The 20,499-nt window shown below is 58.6% G+C and carries 15 protein-coding genes and 2 pseudogenes; 7 read left to right on the top strand and 10 right to left on the bottom strand.

Annotated elements, in window-relative coordinates; genetic code table 11:
• Positions 1-41 precede the first annotated feature (41 nt).
• The 3 genes and pseudogenes from QE453_RS19270 to trxB all read right to left on the bottom strand — a co-directional run bounded on the left by QE453_RS19270 (position 42) and on the right by trxB (position 2,826).
• Positions 42-332 (bottom strand): helix-turn-helix transcriptional regulator, encoded by a 291-nt coding sequence (locus tag QE453_RS19270; protein WP_004442911.1) that lies wholly within the window; start codon positions 330-332, stop codon positions 42-44.
• A 596-nt stretch (positions 333-928) separates the two neighbouring features.
• Positions 929-1,827 (bottom strand): annotated as a pseudogene (locus tag QE453_RS19265) (LysR family transcriptional regulator VtlR).
• 24 nt (positions 1,828-1,851) lie between these two features.
• On the bottom strand, positions 1,852-2,826 hold the full coding sequence (trxB, locus tag QE453_RS19260; RefSeq protein ID WP_112766592.1) for a thioredoxin-disulfide reductase: 975 nt from the start codon (positions 2,824-2,826) through the stop codon (positions 1,852-1,854).
• Positions 2,827-3,076: 250 nt separating this feature from the next.
• On the opposite strand from trxB, the gene QE453_RS19255 reads away from it, so the two are divergent.
• Positions 3,077-3,544 (top strand): Lrp/AsnC family transcriptional regulator, encoded by a 468-nt coding sequence (locus QE453_RS19255; RefSeq protein WP_004442906.1) that lies wholly within the window; start codon positions 3,077-3,079, stop codon positions 3,542-3,544.
• A 19-nt stretch (positions 3,545-3,563) separates the two neighbouring features.
• On the opposite strand, the gene QE453_RS19250 is transcribed toward QE453_RS19255, so the two are convergent.
• Both QE453_RS19250 and greA read right to left on the bottom strand, forming a co-directional pair.
• A complete protein-coding gene (locus QE453_RS19250; RefSeq protein WP_035209285.1) occupies positions 3,564-4,619 on the bottom strand; it encodes a glycosyltransferase family 4 protein in 1,056 nt (351 codons plus the stop codon).
• Positions 4,620-4,704: 85 nt separating this feature from the next.
• Positions 4,705-5,181 (bottom strand): transcription elongation factor GreA, encoded by a 477-nt coding sequence (gene greA, locus QE453_RS19245; protein WP_003522847.1) that lies wholly within the window; start codon positions 5,179-5,181, stop codon positions 4,705-4,707.
• A 221-nt stretch (positions 5,182-5,402) separates the two neighbouring features.
• Here greA and QE453_RS19240 point away from each other — a divergent pair.
• From QE453_RS19240 to QE453_RS19230, 3 genes and pseudogenes are all read left to right on the top strand, one after another.
• A pseudogene (locus QE453_RS19240) lies at positions 5,403-6,635 on the top strand (putative DNA modification/repair radical SAM protein).
• A complete protein-coding gene (locus QE453_RS19235; protein ID WP_244455579.1) occupies positions 6,635-8,077 on the top strand; it encodes a UdgX family uracil-DNA binding protein in 1,443 nt (480 codons plus the stop codon). Before QE453_RS19240 ends, QE453_RS19235 begins: the two are co-directional and overlap by 1 nt.
• Before the next feature lie 136 nt (positions 8,078-8,213).
• Positions 8,214-9,353, top strand: coding sequence for a GGDEF domain-containing protein (locus tag QE453_RS19230; RefSeq protein WP_244455580.1), 1,140 nt, complete (start codon positions 8,214-8,216; stop codon positions 9,351-9,353).
• Positions 9,354-9,371: 18 nt separating this feature from the next.
• On the opposite strand, the gene QE453_RS19225 is transcribed toward QE453_RS19230, so the two are convergent.
• The 3 genes from QE453_RS19225 to QE453_RS19215 form a co-directional block, all read right to left on the bottom strand.
• Complete coding sequence (locus QE453_RS19225; protein WP_006699640.1) at positions 9,372-9,575, bottom strand: hypothetical protein; 204 nt, start codon at positions 9,573-9,575, stop codon at positions 9,372-9,374.
• Between the two features lie 209 nt (positions 9,576-9,784).
• A complete protein-coding gene (gene carB / locus QE453_RS19220; protein WP_244455581.1) occupies positions 9,785-13,273 on the bottom strand; it encodes a carbamoyl-phosphate synthase large subunit in 3,489 nt (1,162 codons plus the stop codon).
• A gap of 158 nt (positions 13,274-13,431) precedes the next feature.
• On the bottom strand, positions 13,432-14,250 hold the full coding sequence (locus QE453_RS19215; protein ID WP_244455582.1) for a LytTR family DNA-binding domain-containing protein: 819 nt from the start codon (positions 14,248-14,250) through the stop codon (positions 13,432-13,434).
• Positions 14,251-14,342: 92 nt separating this feature from the next.
• Here QE453_RS19215 and QE453_RS19210 point away from each other — a divergent pair, with 92 nt between their 5' ends.
• Both QE453_RS19210 and QE453_RS19205 read left to right on the top strand, forming a co-directional pair.
• Positions 14,343-14,831 (top strand): DUF2306 domain-containing protein, encoded by a 489-nt coding sequence (locus QE453_RS19210; protein ID WP_174150195.1) that lies wholly within the window; start codon positions 14,343-14,345, stop codon positions 14,829-14,831.
• A 98-nt stretch (positions 14,832-14,929) separates the two neighbouring features.
• Positions 14,930-15,847, top strand: a complete 918-nt coding sequence (locus QE453_RS19205; protein ID WP_004442894.1) for a neutral zinc metallopeptidase — start codon at positions 14,930-14,932, stop codon at positions 15,845-15,847.
• A gap of 30 nt (positions 15,848-15,877) precedes the next feature.
• Here QE453_RS19205 and QE453_RS19200 read toward each other — a convergent pair whose 3' ends face one another.
• Together QE453_RS19200 and QE453_RS19195 are read right to left on the bottom strand one after the other, a co-directional pair.
• A complete protein-coding gene (locus QE453_RS19200) occupies positions 15,878-16,357 on the bottom strand; it encodes a DUF2938 domain-containing protein (protein ID WP_037089825.1) in 480 nt (159 codons plus the stop codon).
• Between the two features lie 287 nt (positions 16,358-16,644).
• Complete coding sequence (locus tag QE453_RS19195) at positions 16,645-18,735, bottom strand: methyl-accepting chemotaxis protein (protein WP_279612380.1); 2,091 nt, start codon at positions 18,733-18,735, stop codon at positions 16,645-16,647.
• A gap of 330 nt (positions 18,736-19,065) precedes the next feature.
• On the opposite strand from QE453_RS19195, the gene QE453_RS19190 reads away from it, so the two are divergent.
• Entirely contained in the window at positions 19,066-20,463 is a 1,398-nt protein-coding gene (locus QE453_RS19190) for an MATE family efflux transporter (RefSeq protein ID WP_037089827.1), read from the top strand.
• The last annotated feature ends 36 nt before the right edge of the window (positions 20,464-20,499 follow it).

Below are 20,499 nucleotides of genomic sequence, written 5' to 3'. Positions count from 1 at the left end.
CGGTTCCCGTCCGGCACCCCGGGGCTCAAAGCTTGGGAGGCTCAGAGATTGGTTTGCAGATAATTGCGGAAAGCATCGATGGTTTCCTCGTTGCGCTCAAAAAACACCCATTGCCCCACCTTCTTCGACCTTATGAGGCCCGCCGCCTGCAATACCGCAAGATGCGAGGAGACGGTGGATTGCGACAGGCCGCTGATCTGAAACTGGTTGGCGCAAACACCCATGCTGAGCGGATGCTCCTGACAGAAGTGACTTTCCGGAGACTTCAGCCATTCCAGAAATTTCAGCCGTGCGGGGTGCGAAAGGGCTTTGAGGACTTCCTCCGGGTTCATTGGGGTTTCTTCAATATCTGACATACCCGATATTTATATCGACCATTATCGATATACAATTCACGTCTCTGTGAGGACCGCAAGGGCGCGGTGGCATCGGCAAAAAAAAGGCCGCTGGATATTTCCGCGGCCTGATAAGTTTGAAGGTCAAAACCTCCAGAGGGGAACAGCTGTCGCGTGCCTGAGCGAGCGTGACAGCCAACCAAGATATGGTGGGAGCGACAATGCAAAACAAGGTTGCATCATCCGATATTTCGCCAATTTGGAGAAAATTCTTGCGGGTAAAAAAAGAGGGCCGCCGGATGTATCCAGGGCCCTTTAAGTGTGAAGGTCAAAAACCTCCAGAGGGGAACAGCTGATGCGGTGGAACTGGGAGGAAAAGCCACCGTGTGCATCAGCTGAGAGCGATATGGTGCTTTTTTGTGCACGAAACAATTCTTTTTTGTGCAGGTCAGGCATGCGTCGGGTGCAGGCCTCGATATTTCAGGTATATTTTATGTGCAAAGCTGGCAAAGGGCGACTGGTCGCCCTTCCATGAATTCCCCTGTATTTCCTTGAAAAATAACGTCTATTTCAGCCGTTCGGCTATTTAAACGTCAGAAATTCCAGTTGCGCGCCTTGGCGACGATAAAATCGCGGAAGGCCTTCAGCTTTGCAGCATTTTTCATCTCGTCCGGATAGCAGAAATAGGTGTCGAATGACGGAATGTCGGCCGCGAGCGATAACTGGATGAGGCCGGGGTCCCGGCCGACAATGTAATCCGGCAAGCAGGCGATACCTATTCCCAGCAGGCAGGCGCGCTTGATCGAGGTCTGGCTGTTGATCTGCAGATGCGGGGTGCGGGTATTGTCGGAAGACCGCCCGGCATTTTCGAGCCAGTTGACATCTAGCAGGTAGTTCGGCGCGGGTTCGCCAAACGAGATGATGCGATGGTTGTCCAGATCCTCAACCGACTGGGGCTCGCCATGGCGATTGATGTAAGACGGCGCGGCATAGACGTGCATGTGCACCGTGAACAGCTTGCGCTGGATGAGGTCCGATTGCTGGGGCTGGCGCAGGCGAATGGCGCAATCTGCGTGGCGCATATTCACATCCAGCTCCTCATTGTCGAGGATGAGCTGGATCGACATTTCCGGATAGAGCTGCAGGAATTCCTGCACCTTGTCCGTCAGCCAGCCCTGACCGAGGCCCACCGTCGTCGTGACGCGGAGCTTGCCGCTCGGCTTTTCAGTCGTTTCGGTGAGCTGCATCTTCACCGTTTCGAGCTTCAGCAGCACATCGTGAGCGGTGCGATAGAGCAGTTCGCCCTGTTCGGTAAGAATCAGGCGCCGCGGGCGTGGCGATGAAACAGCTTGACGCCGACATCCTGCTCCAGCGCGCTGACCTGGCGGCTGATGGCCGACTGGGACAAATGCAGCTTGTCGGCAGCATGGGTGAAAGACCCTGCTTCGGCTGCGGCATGAAATATGCGCAGTTTATCCCAGTCCAATGGCATTGCCATGCCTATCCTGCCTTTCAGTTATTCCGCTGCGACAGCAAGCGGTTGATGCGCGGTGAGATAACGTTCCGCTTCCAGCGCGGCCATGCAGCCCATGCCGGCGGCGGTGATTGCCTGACGGTAGATGTCGTCGGTGACGTCGCCGGCCGCGAAAATGCCCTCCACGTCGGTGGCGGTGGAATCGGGAGCGGTCCACATATAACCGTTGTCCTTCAGCTTCACCTTGCCCTTGAATAGCTCCACGGCAGGCGCGTGACCAATTGCGACGAAGACGCCGTCAATGGGCCTTTCGCTGATCGCGCCGGTTTTGGTGTCGCGCAGCTTGACGCCGGAAACGGAGGGCGGCATCGGCGGTTTTGCGGGCGCGCCGGTAATTTCGGCAACTTCCGTGTTCCAGAGGATATTGACGTTGTCCTTGGCAAAGAGCCGTTCCTGAAGGATTTTTTCCGAACGGAAGCTGTCGCGTCTGTGCACGACCGTTACCGTCTTGGCGATATGGGCGAGATAAAGCGCCTCTTCCACGGCGGAATTGCCGCCGCCCACCACGATCACATCCTTGTTGCGATAGAAGAAACCATCGCAGGTGGCGCAGGCGGAAACGCCGAAGCCCTGGAAATGTTGCTCGCTCTCGATGCCGAGCCACTTGGCCTTGGCGCCGGTGGCGATGATCAGCGTGTCGGCGGTCCATACCTGGCCAGAATCGGTCTTCACGACGAACGGGCGAACGCTGGTTTCAACTTCGGTCACCAGGTCACTGACGATTTCCGCGCCGACATGCGTCGCCTGCTTCAGCATCTGGTCCATCAGCCACGGGCCCTGGATAGGGTCTGCAAAGCCCGGGTAATTCTCGACATCGGTGGTGATCATCAGCTGACCGCCCTGTTCCATGCCGGCGATCAGCACCGGCTTCAGCATTGCGCGCGCCGCGTAGATCGCCGCCGTGTAGCCTGCGGGACCGGAGCCGATGATCAATACCTTGGTATGGCGGGCAGGCATGGGAAATTTCCTTCTCAATAGCAGGGTCTTCAGTCGAGGGCCTTCCAGCCGCGGCAGGGCGGACGGGCCATAACCCCTTCGTTGGCGGGTATTTAAGGTTGTCTAGTGCCTTTATTCAAGGGCAGCCTTGCGTTACCAACAAGGCAGTTGTGGATGCACGCGCAATTTTGTGACCGGTTGGCGGCATATTGTTGCGAATCCCGCGCCGAATAGTACAAGGAAGTTCTCCAGCTTAACGAGGTACTCCTCCGTGACCAGCGTCGAACTCGATGCCATCGATCTGAAAATCCTGCGCGAATTGCAGCGTGACGGGCGCATGACCAATGTGGAACTGGCCGAAAGGGTCGGTATCTCGGCTCCTCCGTGCCTAAGGCGTGTGCGCAAGCTCGAGGAGGCGGGGGTGATCGAGGGTTATCACGCCATGTTGAACGCGCCGAAGCTCGGTTTTGATCTCGTCGCCTTCTGCATGATCGGTCTCAAGCGCCAGTCGGACAGCAATCTGAAGGCCTTTGCCGCGGCGACGGCCGGGTGGCCTCTCGTGCGCCAGGCCTGGATGGTATCCGGCGAAAGCGACTTCCTGTTACATTGCGTCGCAAGAAACCTGACGGAATTTCAGGACTTCGTGATCGAGGTTCTGACTGCGGATGAGAATGTCGATACGGTGCGCACCATGCTGACCATCCGTCAGGTCAAGCGCGTCGGTCTCGTGGAAATCTGATTTTCCGGTTTGCGACGCATTACCCCCGCCGCAACGCCTCATAGACTTCGCCAAGACTGGCCGCTTCTTTTTCCAGCGGAAAAGTGCTGCGCACATGCGCAAGTCCGGTACTCGCGTGGACTTTGGCCATGGCGGGATCGGCGAGATAGGTCTTTATCGCATCCCTCAGTGATGCATAGTCCCCCGCTTCAACAACCGCCCCGGTCTCGCCCTTGACGATCATTTCCTCGTAGGCACCGGCATTGCTGGCGACGACGGCCGTTTCCGAGGCCATTGCTTCAAGCGGAGTCAGCCCGAAGCCCTCGTTGCGCGAAGGCGCGACATAGAGCGTCAGCCGCCTGTACCACGGCTTGATGTCATCAACTTCACCCTGAAACACGATACGATCTGCGAGGCCGGCGGCCCTGACATCTGCTTCAAGGGTTTCGGCAAAAGCCTTGTGTTCCGCCGTCACGCGGCCTGAAACCACAGCTGTCCATTGCGGATAGGCGGGCAGAAGTTCGATCATGGCACGCACGAAAAGATCGGTGCCCTTCTGGTGGCGGACCCGCCCGAAGCAGCCGATCAGATATTGTCCCGGCAAGCCGGTCGCGGCTATCGTGTCCTCAGGACCGGTTGCCGGATGGAAAAGTTCGGTATCCACGCCATGCATGACAACGCGATGGGGCACTTCAAGAAATGAGCCCGAGCGGATGTTGGTGGCCACCACGGCATCCATCCTGGAGATCAGGAAACGGGTGTAGGCGGAATGCCGCCTCTGCGCGGCCGAGGTGAAGAGAAGCTTCACCCTCATGCGCAGCACATCACGCATGAAAATTCCCGGCAACATTTCGAGGTTGCGGCGGGCATGCCAGATGCGCGGACCGCCAAACGGGCCGCCTTGCCAGAGCCGCCACAGGTCGCGGAAACGCACATGCGGCAGATGCGGCGGCAGGCCGGGGCCGATGGTGGCGACCTTCTGTCCCATCCGGTTCTGCACCGGTATCAGCTGAACGATTGTGGAGGTGACGCCGGAGAGCCTGCGTTTGAAATTCGGCGCAAGCACCTGCACATCTTTCAGGCTGACGTGGGACAAGATGGGCTTCCGTCTTTGCGGCTGGTTCAGGGGAGCAACAGGTCAAAAGCAATGCGCCCGCTGGGGGGCGCATTGCATGGGGCAATCAGCCCCACTGAACCGCGAGGATCTCGTAACCCTTGGCGCCGCCAGGCGCGTTGACTTCGATGCTGTCGCCAACTTCCTTGCCGATCAGGGCGCGGGCAATCGGCGAAGAGATGGAAATACGGCCGGCCTTTACGTCGGCTTCCTGGTCGCCGACGATCTGATAGGTCTTTTCCTCATCGCTGTCTTCGTCAACCAGCTTCACGGTGGCGCCGAACTTGATCTTCGAACCCGACATCTTGGAAAGGTCGATGACTTCAGCGCGCGCCGTCAAATCTTCGAGTTCCGTGATGCGGCCCTCGTTATGGCTCTGCGCTTCCTTGGCAGCATGGTACTCGGCGTTTTCCGAAAGGTCGCCATGGGCGCGCGCTTCCGCAATCGCCTCGATGATGCGGGGGCGTTCCTCCTGCTGGCGCCAGCGAAGCTCCTCCTGAAGCTTGACGAATCCACCCTGGGTCATCGGTACTTTTTCTACCATTTTTTTATCCTTCGCATTCCGGTCGCTTTACCTGCAGACACAAAAAGAAACAGGTTCCGGAGGGGAACTCCGGAACCATGCCAAAATCATAACTGAGCGGACTATATCAGAAGACGACAGCGAAATGCCAGCAAATTTGAGGCATCAATATTTCTTTGTCTTTCCAATGACTTGAATATCCTGATTGACAATCCTCAAGAGAACATATAGTGAACATTACTATGAAGAAGTCAATCAGGCAACGGCTGGCCATTCTCTCTGACGCCGCGAAATACGACGCCTCCTGTGCATCGAGCGGGACGGCGAAACGGAACTCCGCAGCCTCTGGCGGATTGGGCTCGACAGAAGGGTCTGGCATCTGTCATGCCTATGCGCCGGATGGGCGCTGCATATCGCTCCTGAAAATCCTGCTCACCAATTTCTGTATCTATGATTGCGCTTATTGCATCAACCGTTCTTCCAGCAATGTGGAACGGGCGCGGTTTACCGCAGAAGAGGTGGTGTAGCTGACGCTCGAATTTTACCGGCGCAACTATATTGAAGGGTTGTTCTTGTCCTCGGGTATCATCCGTTCCTCTGATCACACGATGGAGGAGATGGTGCGTGTGGCGCGTGAACTGCGGGTCACCCATGGCTTTCGTGGTTACATCCACCTCAAATCCATTCCGGAAGCGTCTCCGAAATTGATCGAGGAGGCGGGGCTTTATGCGGATCGGTTGTCGATCAACATCGAGTTGCCCACCGATAGCGGCATCGGCCGTTTTGCGCCGGAAAAGCAGCCCGCCAATATTCGCCGCTCTATGGCCGATATTCGCCTGAAGATCGAGGAGGCGGGCGAGCCTACCGTCAGAACGCGAAAAACCAAGCGTTTTGCGCCCGCCGGACAGAGCACGCAGATGATCGTGGGCGCCGACGGCGCCGATGACAGCACCATTCTTTCCACCAGCGCGCGGCTCTATGGAAGCTATGGTCTGCGGCGCGTCTATTATTCGGCGTTCAGCCCAATTCCGGATTCGTCGAAGAACCTGCCACTCATCAAGCCGCCCCTGATGCGCGAACACCGCCTCTATCAGGCGGACTGGCTTTATCGTTTTTACGGTTTCGATATCGGCGAGATAACCGCTATCGGCGGAAACGGCATGCTGGATCTTGACATCGACCCGAAGCTTGCCTGGGCATTGAAGCATCGCGATCAGTTTCCGGTAAACGTCAATGCGGCGGATCGCGAAATGTTGCTGCGTGTACCCGGTTTCGGCACCAAGACGGTTGCCTCGATTCTCTCGTCGCGGAAGTTCCGCAGCCTGCGGCTGGAAGATATCGCCCGCTTCGGCGTATCTCTCAAAAAGGTGAAGGCCTTTATCGTCGCTGAGGGATGGACACCGGGCAAGCTGATCGAACGGCCGGATCTGCGCGCGATGTTTGCGCCGCAGCCTGAACAATTGTCGCTGTTGTGATGTATGGCCCTGTGCTGGAGGGGCGGGGGGATTTCACCGAGTGGCGCGATGCTGCGCGCGCGGCGCTTGCGGCCAATGTACCGCCGGAGAAGATCGACTGGCGGCTGCAGGATGACGGGTTTGGGCTTCTCGACTTTTCCGGTGCGCCATTGCCAACGGAGGGCGCCGCCCCGGTTTCCGTATCTGCCGCATTTGTCGCACTGGCGCAGGCCGTCATCTGCCACAGCGATCCCGGCCGTTTCGCGCTGCTCTACAGGTTATTGTGGCGGCTGAAACGGGATCGGGCCCTGCTGCAGTTCAAGTCCGATCCGGATGTTTCCGATGTGCGGCTGCTCGAAAAGTCTGTCCGTCGCGATTATCACAAGATGACGGCCTTCGTGCGTTTCAAGGAGTTGCCATTGCCGCAAGGGCAGGCCGGGCGACGGCGGTTCGTGGCGTGGTTCGAACCGGACCATTTCATCATCGAACGTACGGCTCCGTTTTTTCAACGTCGCTTCACCGACATGGACTGGTTGATTGTCTCGCCGAAGGGCAGCGCCCGATGGGACGGAAACCTGCTGCAGACATCACGGGAGGCTGCCGCCAAGCCTGATCTCAAGGATGAAACGGACGATCTCTGGCGGACCTATTACGCCAATATTTTCAACCCGGCCCGCTTGAAGATCAAGGCCATGACAGCGGAGATGCCGAAGAAATACTGGAAGAATCTGCCGGAAGCCGAGCTCATCCCTGACCTGATTCTGGGCGCGGAGGCGCGGGTGCTGGAGATGGCGGCGAAGGAGGCGAGCCAACCGAAGCCGTTTCACCATCGCCTCCAGGCAGCGGCTTCCGCACGGGAAGAGCAGCCACCTTTGCCGGGTGGCACGCTTGCTTCGCTGGCGCATGAAGCGCGCCACTGCACACGGTGTGCCCTGCATTGCAAGGCGACGCAGACCGTTGTTGGTGACGGGCCGGAAAACGCGAAGATCATGGTCGTCGGCGAGCAGCCGGGCGATCACGAGGATCTGGCCGGAAAACCTTTTGTCGGCCCCGCCGGCCAGCTGTTCGACAGGACGCTCAGCGAGATCGGTGTGGACCGCGGCGGGCTTTACGTTACCAATGCCGTGAAACACTTCAAATACGAAACGCGCGGCAAACGGCGTATACATCAGCGCCCCAATGCGGGGGAAGTGGAGCAATGCCGCTGGTGGCTCAACCAGGAAATCGCGCTTGTTCAGCCGAAGCTGATCGTTGCGATGGGTGCGACGGCGCTATATGCGCTGACCGGCGGTAAAGAAAAGGTCTCGGAGATTCGCGGCCGTCCCCTGCCAATGCAAGAGGGGCGGACGCTTTTTGTCACCGTGCACCCATCCTACCTGCTCCGCCTCCCTGATGAGCAGGCTAAAGAGATGGAAATCAAGAAATTCAAACAGGACATGCTTTATGTAAGAAATTTTGAATAGTCTTTTCTAAGTATATATTCTATCGAATATCAACTTGGCGTTGTTATGCTTTACGCATCGTTAGTTTTTCGTTTTAATTGAAATTTATTCGAGTCATTTTATATGTCTCATCAAAATATTTATAGACGGGCGTATTATGCTTGGTGAACTTGACCTTGCAACAGTCATACTAATGCAAAAATGCTCCTACATCGTGGGGCTAATGAGTTTTATCTATTTGATGCTGACCAATCGTGGCCTGCGCGGTCCTGTCACTCTTGCCGCGGGCTTTGCGGCAATGGCCGTCGGCTCAACGCTTGCCGGATATGGCGAGTGGAAGATATTGTCGCCGGCCTTGTGGCGGTTGGGCAGTATCGTATCCGGTATTGCAGGTTATGCGCTTATCTGGCTTGGTCTTAAAACGTTGAGCGACGGCCGTTTTGTATCGCAGAAAACTCTGCTTGGGACTTGTCTTGTCGTGGTGCTCGGGATTGTCATCGCGTATGAGGTGGCGGAGAACAATGCGTTGCGCGCTGCGCTGTTCAATGGCTGTGCGGCGCTTGCCTATCTCGGCGCGGCCGCGGTGCTGTTTAGCGGCTGGCGCAAGGAGCCGCTTCTTTCCCGCATCGCGCTGGGCGCGATCACTACCGTCTCGGGGCTGATTTCACTTCTGGTGGTAAAGGGGGTGCTTTCACCCTCTCTCGCCTCCATCAACATCGTCAATGCGTTCTTCCTCATCATTATGCTCAACTTTGCGATTGCCCTGTTCGTGATGGTGCTGGTGGCTGAACGCTCGGAGCGGAAACTGTTGATCCTTGCCAATACGGATCCGCTGACAGGCGTGAAGAACCGGCGCTTCTTCTTCCAGACGATGCCCACAAGGCCTGATCCCACCGATGCGACAATGCTGCTCGATATCGATCACTTCAAATCGATCAACGACCGCTTCGGCCATTCCGTCGGTGACAGCGTCCTGCAGGAAGTGGCAAAGCGGATCGGCGGCAGTATTCGCAGTGGCGACGTGCTGGCCCGTTATGGCGGCGAGGAATTCATCATCTTCCTGCCCGGCGCAGGAAGCCAAAAGGCGTCAATGATAGGCGAGCGCATTCGCAACGCGGTTGCTTTGAAAGAGGTGGACTGCGGCGGGCTGCGTGTCGGTGTGACAATCAGCATCGGCATTGCGACAAGCGGCGAGATACACTGTGATCTCCAGACGCTGGCCGACATGGCCGACCGTGCGCTGTACCGCGCCAAGAGCGAAGGCCGCAACTGCGTCCGGGAAGCACTGGCGGCTTAAAGCCTGCCGTTTCAGATGCTATTCGCTCTCATTCGATTTTTGGCCCATGTCATGGCCTACCTCTCGCTCACGCTGCCTGAGGGCTTCTTTCAGAAGAATTTCGATCTGCGCGTTAATGCTGCGCAGCTCGTCGCTCGCAGTCTGGCGGACAGCGTTCAAAATCACCGGTTCGATGCGCAGTGGGAAAGCTACACGCATCGGGCCGGGCGGTCGTCCAGTCATGCTTTTACTCCAGATGCGGCTTCAGGAACTGGGTGATCGGCGATGGCGGAGAATTCTCGGGACAGGGAAAAATCGTCATCGGCCTGCGGGTGGAAATGATGTTTTTTTGATACCGGCGTTGGATTGCAGGTGTATTACGCAATGAGAAACGCCGCCAACCTGGTGGTTCGCGGCGTTCATTCAGTTCGTCAGGCTTTCTTGCTGATCTCTTAGTTGAAGTAGCTCTGCAGCGGCTTCACTTCCAGATTGCCGGCCTTCAGCGCCTTGATGGCGAGGGCGGCTGCTTCGGCACCTGCCATCGTCGTGTAATAGGGCACCTTCTGCATCAACGTTGCGCGGCGCAGAGACTTGCTGTCTGAAATTGCCTTGTTGCTGTCGGTGGTGTTGATGACGAGCTGGACCTGACGGTTGCGGATTGCGTCCTCGATATGCGGACGGCCTTCCTGCACCTTGTTGATCTTTTCGGCGTTGATGCCTTTTTCGGCAAGGAAACGCTGGGTGCCGCCGGTGGCCAGCACTCTGAAGCCGCTTTCCACGAGAATGCGGATGGCGGGCAGAACGCCTTCCTTGTCCTCATCACGGACCGAGACGAAGACCGCGCCGGAGCGCGGCAGGTCAACACCGGCGCCGAGCTGGCTCTTGGCGAAGGCGAGCGCGAAATCAGTGTCGAGGCCGATGACTTCACCGGTCGAGCGCATTTCCGGTCCGAGCAGAATGTCGACGCCGGGGAAGCGCGCGAAGGGGAAGACGGCTTCCTTGACGGCAATGTGCTTGAGGTTACGCGGATCAGGCTTCTCGCCGTAAGCGGCAATCGCCGGATCGAGCTTCTCGCCCGCCATGACGCGGGCGGCGATTTTGGCGATCGGCGCGCCGATTGTTTTCGCGACGAAAGGCACGGTACGCGAGGCGCGCGGGTTGACTTCGAGAACGTAGATCGTGCCGTCCTTGATGGCGTATTGAACGTTCATCAGGCCGCCAACCTTGAGCGCCTTGGCAAGCGCCGTCGTCTGGCGCTCCAGTTCGTCGAGCGTTTCCTTGCTGAGCGAACGCGAAGGCAGCGAGCAGGCCGAGTCGCCCGAGTGGATGCCAGCCTCTTCGATGTGCTCCATGATGCCGGATACGAAGACGTTTTCGCCATCGCACAGCGCGTCGACGTCCACTTCAACGGCGTTGGTCAGGTAGCTGTCGAACAGCAGCGGGTTCTTGCCGAGCAGGGTGTTGATCTGGCCGGTCTTGTCGTTCGGGTAACGCTGCTTGATGTCCTCGGGTACGAGACCCGGAACCGTGTCGAGCAGGTAGGTCTGGAGCTGGCCTTCCGAATGGATGATCTGCATGGCGCGGCCACCCAGAACGTAGGACGGGCGAACCACCAGCGGGAAGCCGATTTCAGAAGCGACAAGGCGGGCCTGCTCGACCGAATAGGCGATGCCATTGTTCGGCTGGGCGAGATCGAGCTTCATCAAGAGCTTCTGGAAGCGGTCGCGGTCTTCGGCAAGGTCGATCATGTCAGGCGCGGTGCCGAGGATCGGGATACCGTTCTTTTCCAGCGCTTCTGCAAGCTTCAGCGGCGTCTGGCCACCGAACTGCACGATGACGCCAACGAGTTCACCCTTTTCCTGTTCGGCGCGCATGATCTCGATCACGTCTTCGGCCGTCAGCGGCTCGAAATAGAGGCGGTCGGAAGTGTCGTAGTCGGTGGACACCGTTTCCGGGTTGCAGTTGATCATGATCGCTTCAAAGCCGGCATCCTTCAGCGCGAAGGCGGCGTGGCAGCAGCAATAATCGAACTCGATGCCCTGGCCGATACGGTTCGGGCCGCCGCCGAGGATGACGACCTTCTTGCGGTCGGAGACCTGCGCTTCAGAGCGGGCGGCGCCGACGAAGGGCATTTCATAGGTCGAATACATGTAGGCAGTCGGCGAGGCGAATTCGGCGGCGCAGGTGTCGATGCGCTTGAAGACCGGGCGGACGTTCAGGCTGTTGCGCAGTTCGGCCACTTCCTTCGGACGCTTGGAGGTCAGGCTGGCGAGGCGGGCATCGGAGAAGCCCATGGCCTTCAGCATGCGCAGGTTTTCGGCGTCCTGTGGCAGGCCGTGCTCGCGGATGCGGGCTTCCGTATCGACGATGGCCTTGAACTGGGCGATGAACCAGGGGTCGATCTTCGAGTTCTCGTGGACTTCCTCTTCGGTCATGCCCATGCGCAGCGCCTGGGCGACCATGCGCAGGCGATCCGGCGTCGGCGTGCCGATGGCAGCACGGATCGCGTTCTTGGAGCCTTCGCCCTCTTCGTAACCGGGAATTTCGATTTCATCGAGACCGGTAAGGCCGGTTTCGAGACCGCGCAGCGCCTTCTGCAGGGATTCCGCAAAGGTGCGGCCGATGGCCATGACTTCACCGACCGACTTCATCGCGGTGGTGAGGATCGGCGACGCGCCCGGGAACTTCTCGAAGGCGAAACGCGGGATCTTGGTGACGACGTAGTCAATCGATGGTTCGAACGATGCCGGGGTGGCGCCGCCGGTGATGTCGTTTTCGAGTTCGTCCAGCGTGTAGCCGATGGCCAGTTTGGCGGCGATCTTGGCGATCGGGAAGCCGGTTGCCTTGGAAGCCAGCGCAGAGGAGCGCGACACGCGCGGGTTCATTTCGATGACGACGAGGCGGCCGTCCTTCGGGTTGACGGCGAACTGCACGTTGGAGCCGCCGGTTTCCACGCCGATCTCACGCAGCACCGCAATCGAGGCGTTGCGCATGATCTGGTATTCCTTGTCGGTCAGCGTCAAGGCTGGCGCGACAGTGATGGAGTCACCGGTGTGGACGCCCATCGGATCGATGTTTTCGATGGAGCAGATGATGATGCAATTGTCCGCGGTGTCGCGGACCACTTCCATCTCATATTCCTTCCAGCCCAGAACCGATTCTTCGACCAGAACTTCCGTCGTCGGCGAGGCGTCGAGGCCGCCGGAGACGATGTCGAAGAATTCCGAGCGGTTATAGGCAATGCCGCCGCCCGTGCCGCCCAGCGTAAACGACGGGCGGATGATGGCGGGCAGGCCGACATGATCGATGGCCTGGGCGGCAATGGCCATGGCGTGGGCCATGTAACGCTGCTTGCGGTCGGTTTCGCCGAGGTTCCACTGGTTTTCGAGGTCGTCCAGCGCCTTGTCGAGTTCGGGGCCGGAGAGCTTGCCCTTCAGCTCCGCCCGCGCAGCTTCATGCTTCTTGCGGTCGGCATCCTTGATTTCAGTGGCGTTGGCGAGCATCGAGCGCGGGGTTTCAAGGCCGATGCGGGCCATGGCTTCGCGGAAGAGGGCCCGGTCTTCGGCCATGTCGATGGCTTCGGGCTTCGCGCCGATCATTTCGACATTGTAGCGGTCGAGAACGCCCATGCGCTTGAGAGAAAGCGCGGTGTTGAGCGCGGTCTGGCCGCCCATGGTCGGCAGCAGCGCGTCGGGACGCTCCTTTGCAATGATCTTGGCCACGACCTCAGGGGTGATCGGCTCGACGTAGGTGGCGTCCGCGAGACCTGGATCGGTCATGATCGTCGCCGGGTTGGAGTTGACCAGAATGACCCGGTAACCTTCTTCCTTCAGCGCCTTACAGGCCTGCGTGCCGGAGTAATCGAATTCACATGCCTGACCGATAACGATCGGTCCCGCGCCGATGATGAGGATGGACTTGATATCTTGGCGCTTCGGCATGGGCTCTCTCGTTCCGCTTTTCGGTTGCGCAAAACACCGGCCAGGGTGGAAGATCACCGGCCGGGGAGCGCAATTCAAATGTTTTCAGGCTAGAAGCGGCTTATAGGCAAATGTTTTTGAGAACGGAACCCCATAAATTCCGGAATCGACAGAAACTCTTAACGGGCAGGGGCAAGCGCGGTAAAACGGGCCTGTACCGCCGCAGCATAGGAGCGACTGACGGGGATCTCGGAACCGTCCCTTGTCATGAGAAGCAGGCGGCCTGTCTGTTTACGCAGCGCGACGACATCCGTATCGGCAATCCAGTGGGAGCGGTGCACCTGCAAGCCCTGCGTCTCGCCAATCTCCTTCAGCGCATCGGCAAAACGCAAGAGGACGAGTTGACGCCCGCGCGTGGTGACGATTTCGGTATAATGGTCCTGCACTGAGAGCCGCAGCAGTTCGCCACGCTTTTGCGGTGGAATCCGCTCCAGCAGCGGTGCGAGGCCCTTAGCGTGTTTGATGTCTTCGTCTCTGACCTTAGAGGCATTGGCCGTCGTCTCGAACGACTGGCAGGCGGTGAGATAACTCAGCAGGCAGAAGATGGCGCAGAGAGGCAGGGAGGACAGGCTGCTCTGCACAAAGGGGCCGAAACCCATTTCCCTGCCTGAAAAGACCCCGTTTGTGATGGTAAGCAAGAGCCCGATCGGCAAGGCGGCCGTCAGCGAGCCGATCATCATGCGCGCCAGCATATTTTCGATGCGGCCGGCAAGGATGCTGTTGGCGATGATGGAAAAGGATATGGCAAATATCCAGGCGCCGGCCTGAATGATTGTCCAGTAAAGCAACCGGTCGGCGAAGCTCATGGTTTCGCTCGTTCCGAAGGGCCCGGTCACGATGAAGATCGCCAGCACCGCGAGGAATGTCAGCCACAGCCTGCGCGATTGCAGAACGGCGTGCATTTCACGAAGCGTGGACTGCAGATACGGGTGATCCACGAAGTTTTCCTGCTGATGGCGCCAATCCGTTTTTCCTGTCCGCATGTTTCGCCGAAATTGCCGGTGATTTCAACCGAGCCGAAACAGCACCCATGTCATTCCAGCCTCTGTTAGACGCACCGCTCGCCGTGCAATTCCATGTCGCCACCGTCATGCCCGCAGCCATTCTCGGGGCCTTCATCTTCCTGCGTCCCAAGGGAACCGCCATCCACCGGCTGCTCGGCAAGATCTGGGTGATGCTGATGGTTTCGACTTCCATTTCAACCTTCTTCATCCATGAATTGAGGATGTTTTACGGTTTCAGCCCGATCCATCTCCTCTCCGCTTTCACGATATATGGCTGTCTGCAATCGATCTACTTCGCCCGGCGTGGCGATATCAGACGCCATATGCGGATTATGCAGAGCGTTTATCTGGGCGGCATCGTTATTGCGGGAGGATTCACCTTCGTTCCCGGACGCCTCATGAATAAGGTTGCTTTCGGTGGCGGCGGAGCGGGATTTGTGGCCGTTTCCGCCGGCGCTCTGGTCTTTGCCTTCCTGTTTCTGACCGTGCTGAAACAAAGACGCAGAGCCGCATGAAAGACTCCGCTGACCGCCTCTGCTTTCTTCCGGAACAAGATGTATTATAGTGCCGTTATAAGGCAGCTTGTTGAGGCGATAGTCGCCGGGAGAATAGCATGGAATGGAGAGGGCGCCGCCAGTCGGACAATATTGAGGATCGGCGCGGCATGTCGGCGGGGCCGAGTGATCCTTTTTCCCGAGGCGGGATGCGCGTGCCAATCGGGCGTCGCGGCGGCGGTATCGGGATTGGCGGTCTTCTGGTCATTCTGTTGATCAGCTGGGTGCTCGGCATCAACCCGCTGACGCTGCTGACCGGCGGCGATCTGTCGATGGATGGCGGCGGTACGACGCAATCGGGGACCCAGCAGTCCGGCACGCGACCACAGGGGCAATCGTCCGACGAGACGACCGCCTTCGTCCGCACCGTTCTTGCCGAGACCGAGGATACGTGGAGCGGCATTTTCCAGTCGGCAGGCGAAACCTATCAGAAGCCGACGCTGGTTCTGTTCTCCGGGCAGGTGTCTTCCGCCTGCGGTTATGCTTCCGCTGCCAGCGGTCCGTTCTATTGCCCGGGCGACCGTAAGGTCTATCTCGATACCAGCTTCTTCAAGGAACTGGACCAGCGTTTCGGCGCGGCTGGCGATTTCGCGCAGGCTTACGTGATTGCGCATGAGGTCGGCCACCACATCCAGAACCTGACCGGCGTTTTGCCTGAGTTCAACCGCCGCCGTCAGTCGATGAGCCAGACGGACGCCAACAAGATGTCGGTGCGTGTGGAGCTTCAGGCGGATTGTTATGCGGGCATCTGGGGCAAGTTTACCGAACAGAAGGGCATTCTTGAGACCGGCGACCTTGAGGAAGCCCTGAACGCCGCCCACCAGATCGGCGACGATACGCTGCAGAAGCAGACTCAAGGCTATGTGGTGCCCGATAGCTTCAACCACGGCACCTCGGCGCAGCGCATGGAATGGTTTAAGCGCGGCTTCCAGAGCGGCCGGGTCGAGGACTGCGATACTTTCTCGGCGAATATCTGAGGAGAGGGGGCTTTTCAGCCCCCTTTTCGTTTAGCGCATCAAGAGCGCCACGACATACATGCCGAGGGCGAAGATGGTATGGGCCACGAGGTTGAGGACGCGAACCTTCGTTGGGTTCGGTGTCTTCGATGCAGCCCAGCCAATGCCGAGACCCGGCTGCAGCAGGAACCAGCCTGCGCCCACCGTTATGATGCCGACGACCCACGGCGCTATGAAGGACGGGTTTGCAAACCAGGCGGGCGGGACCACCAGGGCAAGAATGACACCATAGAGAATCCCGACGGCGTAATGCGAAATCCAGCCGAGCGCCAGTTCATGCTCGTAGGGTTCAGCCGTGGCGATGCTGTCGTGAAATATCCTGCCTTTCGGCACATGCCAGAACCAGCGGCCGACCGGCGCCCAGTTCGGGGCGGACTGGCCGAAAAACCGGTGCAGTATGATTGCCCATATGTCCATAAACACGGTGCCGCCAATGCCCATGGCAATGCCGCGCCAAATCAGTTCCAGCATGAATCCCTCCGCATGATCATGATCGATCAAGCTCTAGCGGATCGTGTGAATGGCGGGAACCGACTATTAGGAGGGTGGACAAAAAAATGGCCGGATCGCTCCGGCCATGAGGTGAGAAAGGCGTAAGATTTCACCTCCGTCATGCTCGGGCGTGTCCCGAGCATCTGCGACGTATGTTTTACACGAGACGTGGTTGGATCCTCGGGACAAGCCCGAGGATGACTTCGAGCGTGGTGATGGTTGGCCATGATCCGGTGCTATAACGATCGGCCAATATCCATTCTCCCTTAAGCAGCCCGCCCATATTCCGCCTGCCGCCGCGTAGCCGTGGCGAGCTGGAACTGCGCTAGCAACTCATTCAGCGCCGCCGCTTCCGAGGCGAGGCCATGACTTGCTGCCGTCTGCTCCTCGACCATGGCGGCATTCTGCTGCGTGCCCTGATCGATGGTGTTGATGGCGGTGTTGATTTCCTGGAGGCCGGTCGACTGTTCGCGCGATGCGGTGACGATCGCGTCGATGTGGCGGTTGATCTCCTGCACTTCGCGGACGATGGTTTCCAGCGCCTTGCCGGCATTGCCGACGAGTTCGACGCCGGACTGCACCTGCGAGGTGGAGGCGTTGATCAGCGTCTTGATCTCCTTTGCCGCATTGGCGGAACGCTGGGCAAGTTCACGGACTTCCTGGGCGACAACCGCAAAGCCCTTGCCGGCCTCACCGGCGCGGGCGGCTTCAACACCGGCATTCAGCGCGAGCAGGTTGGTCTGGAAGGCGATCTCGTCGATCACGCCGATGATGTTGCTGATCTCTGACGATGATTTTTCGATGCCTTCCATGGCGCGCACGGCATTTTCCACGATGACGCCGGACTGTTCGGCATTGCCGCGGGCGCGGTCGACCAAGCGGCCGACTTCTTCCGCACGGCGGGCGGAATCCTTGACAGTCGTGGTGATTTCCTCAAGCGCCGCCGCCGTTTCTTCCACGGAGGCTGCCTGCTGTTCGGTGCGTCGCGCCAGATCGTCGGCTGACTGGCGGATTTCGCCGGCACCGGCATCGATCGCAAGCGCGTTCTGTCCGACGGTGCTCAGCGCAGCATTCAGCTTCGCAACGGAATTGTTGAAGTCGTCGCGCAGGCGATCGATGCGGGACACAAACGGTGTATCGATACGATAATTGAGATCGCCGTTGGAGAGATGAGCAAGACCCTTTGCCAGTGAATCGACTGCAAACTGAATATCGGCCGCGTCTTTTGCTGCCAGTCTTTCCCGCTCGTTACGCTCCTGTTCGGAAAGTGTGCGGTTCTGTTCGGCGTCCCCTTCGAGCCGCAGGCGTTCCATGGCGTTCGAGCGGAACACGGCAACGGCCGCAGCCATTGAGCCGATCTGATCGGTGCGTTCCTGGCCAGGAATGGCGACTTCGAGATTGCCGGCAGCCAGGCCTTCCATGGCGGAGGTCATCTGCGTCACCGGGCGAACGATGAAGCGGGAGAGCACGGTCGCCAGCAGGCCGATCATGATCGTGGCGGCGAGAATGGTGGCGATGGTGGCGGCCATGCGGAACTGCCCGATGGCGCCATAGGCAACATCGGAATCAACAACAAAGCCAAGATACCAATCGACCGAAGGCAGGCCGGCAACGGGAATGAAACTGGTGATTTTGCCCTTGCCGTCGATTTCCGTCTGGGAAATTGCAGAAGAAATCACCGGCGTATCGACTTTGAAGAGATCGGTCAGCGGTTTGTCGACGAATTTTGCATCGGGGTGGATGAGAATCTTGCCATCCTTGCTGACCAGGAAGGCATACCCGTCCTTCCCGGCATCCACGGACGTGATCATCTTGACCAGGGAGTCGAGCGAGAAATCGCTGCCTGTCACACCGGCAAGCTTGCCGTTGACGGAGACGGGAATGGCGGCCGTGATGATGAGCCCGCCGGTCGAGGCGTCGTTATAAGGCTCGGTCAGCACCGTCTTGCCGGCTTTCACCGCATCCAGGTACCACGGGCGTTTGCGTGGATCGTAACCTTCCGGCAGCGGTGTCTTCGGGAAGGTGGTGAAGGTGCCGGTTTCCGCATTGCCAAAATAGGTGGACATGAATTGCGCGGTCAGCACCTCATTCTCCAGAAACTGCAGCTTCGCACCGTCCTCGGGAAGCTTGGCAAGCGTCTTTGCCACGGTTTCCGTCAGCATGATGCGGCCATTCAGCCAATTCGCGATGCTCTGGGCGGCCTGCTTGCCGGAAGAATCGATATTTTCCGCCACCGCTTCGGTGGTGACCCGATGCTGAAGGCTGTCGATATAATACGAGAAGCCCGCAAAGGCGGCGACGACAAGAGATGACGCGGCAACCAGAATGCGCGTCATAAGATTGGTTTTCTTTGGCAAGCTACAGATCCTTGAAGCCCGATGCACCGATAAGGTCATCTTGAACAATGGTTGGGGAAACATGCCTCGAAGGCGGGAATATTCTGCGTCATGCAGCTTATGATTTTAGAAGAACTATTCGATGTTCTAATGGATAACGGCGAATGGTAAAATTCGACTAAACTTGTGTTTGGTGAGGGCTCGTATTGCGAATTTGTCGAGCCTTTTCAGAACTGCGTAATTTTTAACCATGCACTGCTGCCGGTTGCATGCAGACAGCGATTATTTTATTCATCCTCGTGCTGCCGTTGCGCAAATCGCGGGCAACGGCCAATGTTCGGGTGAATTACAATGTCTTCGTCGGTTGTTGCAGGAACCGTTCCGTCCGGATCGGGGTCGTGGTTTTCGCATTTCAAGGCTACGCTTGTTCTCGGAATCCCTCTTATTGGCGCGCAGCTCGCGCAGCTTGGCATCCATACCACCGATATGGTGATCGTCGGTCAGCTGGGGGCCGAGAAGCTGGCGGCGATGGTGCTGGCCGGGCAGTTCTTTTTTGTCGTTTTTATTTTTGGTACAGGCTTCTCGGTCGCCGTTGTGCCCATGGTGGCGCAGGCTTACGGGCAGGGCGATGCGACATCTGCGCGCCGCTCGTTGCGCATGGGCATGTGGGTGGCGATCGCGTACTGGCTTCTGACGCTGCCGATCTTCATGAATGCCGAGCGCATCCTGGTTGCGCTTGGGCAGAACCCAGATGTTGCGTCGCTGACAGGCCATTATCTCGCCATCGCCAAGTTCGGCCTGCTGCCGGCATTGTTGTTTTATGTGCTGCGCGGCCTTGTCAGCGCCATCGGCCGGGCAGGCATCATTCTTTATGCCACCATCATCATGCTTGTCATGAATGGCATACTGGCTTACGCGCTGGTTTTCGGACATTTCGGGCTGCCGGCCATGGGCATGAATGGCGCGGCCGTGGTTGCGGTCATCGTCAACGCCTTCAGCTTCATCTTCATCGTGGCGTATGTGCAGACGCGCGAGGAAACGAAGAAATACGAGCTGTTCGTGCGCTTCTGGCGGCCAGACTGGCATGCGCTTTTTGAAGTGCTGCGTCTTGGCCTGCCGATCAGCATCACCATTCTTGCCGAGGTGACCCTGTTTGCTGCCGCCTCGATCCTGATGGGGCAGATCGGCACGGTACAGCTCGCGGCGCACGGCATTGCCCTGCAGCTCGCTTCCATCGCCTTCATGATCCCGCTCGGCCTTTCGCAGGCTGCGACCGTTCGCGTCGGCGTGGCGCGGGGCCAGGGGGACTTCAAGAACCTCATCCGCGCTTCCATCATGATTTACGCCATCGCCTGCGGCATCGCCCTGTGCGGTGGCATCCTGTTTGCGGCGGTGCCGGAATTTCTGGCGAAGTGGTTCCTCGATCCGAAATTGCCTGAGGCCGCCGAGGTGCTCGCTTATGCCAGCAGCCTCGTGGTGATTGCCGGCATCTTCCAGCTTGTCGATGGCATTCAGGCGGTCACGGCAGGCCTGCTGCGCGGGTTGAAGGACGCCCGCATACCGGCGATGCTGGCGTTGATCTCCTATTGGCCGATCGGCCTGGCGCTTGCCTGGACCATGGCTTTTCCGCTCGGTTTCGGCGGGCGCGGTGTCTGGTTCGGCTTTGTGATCGGTCTTTCGACAGCCGCCGTTCTTCTCACCATCCGCTTCGTGCTGCTTGTGAAGCGTGAAATGAAAACGGCCCGCTGAGAAGCGGGCCGTATGTAACGTCCGGATTGGAAAAGT

It is taken from the genome of Agrobacterium sp. SORGH_AS_0440 (assembly GCF_031453135.1).
GTDB lineage: Bacteria > Pseudomonadota > Alphaproteobacteria > Rhizobiales > Rhizobiaceae > Agrobacterium > Agrobacterium pusense.
Note: the sequence above shows the minus strand (reverse complement) of the source record. Positions and strands in the feature narration are given on the sequence as shown.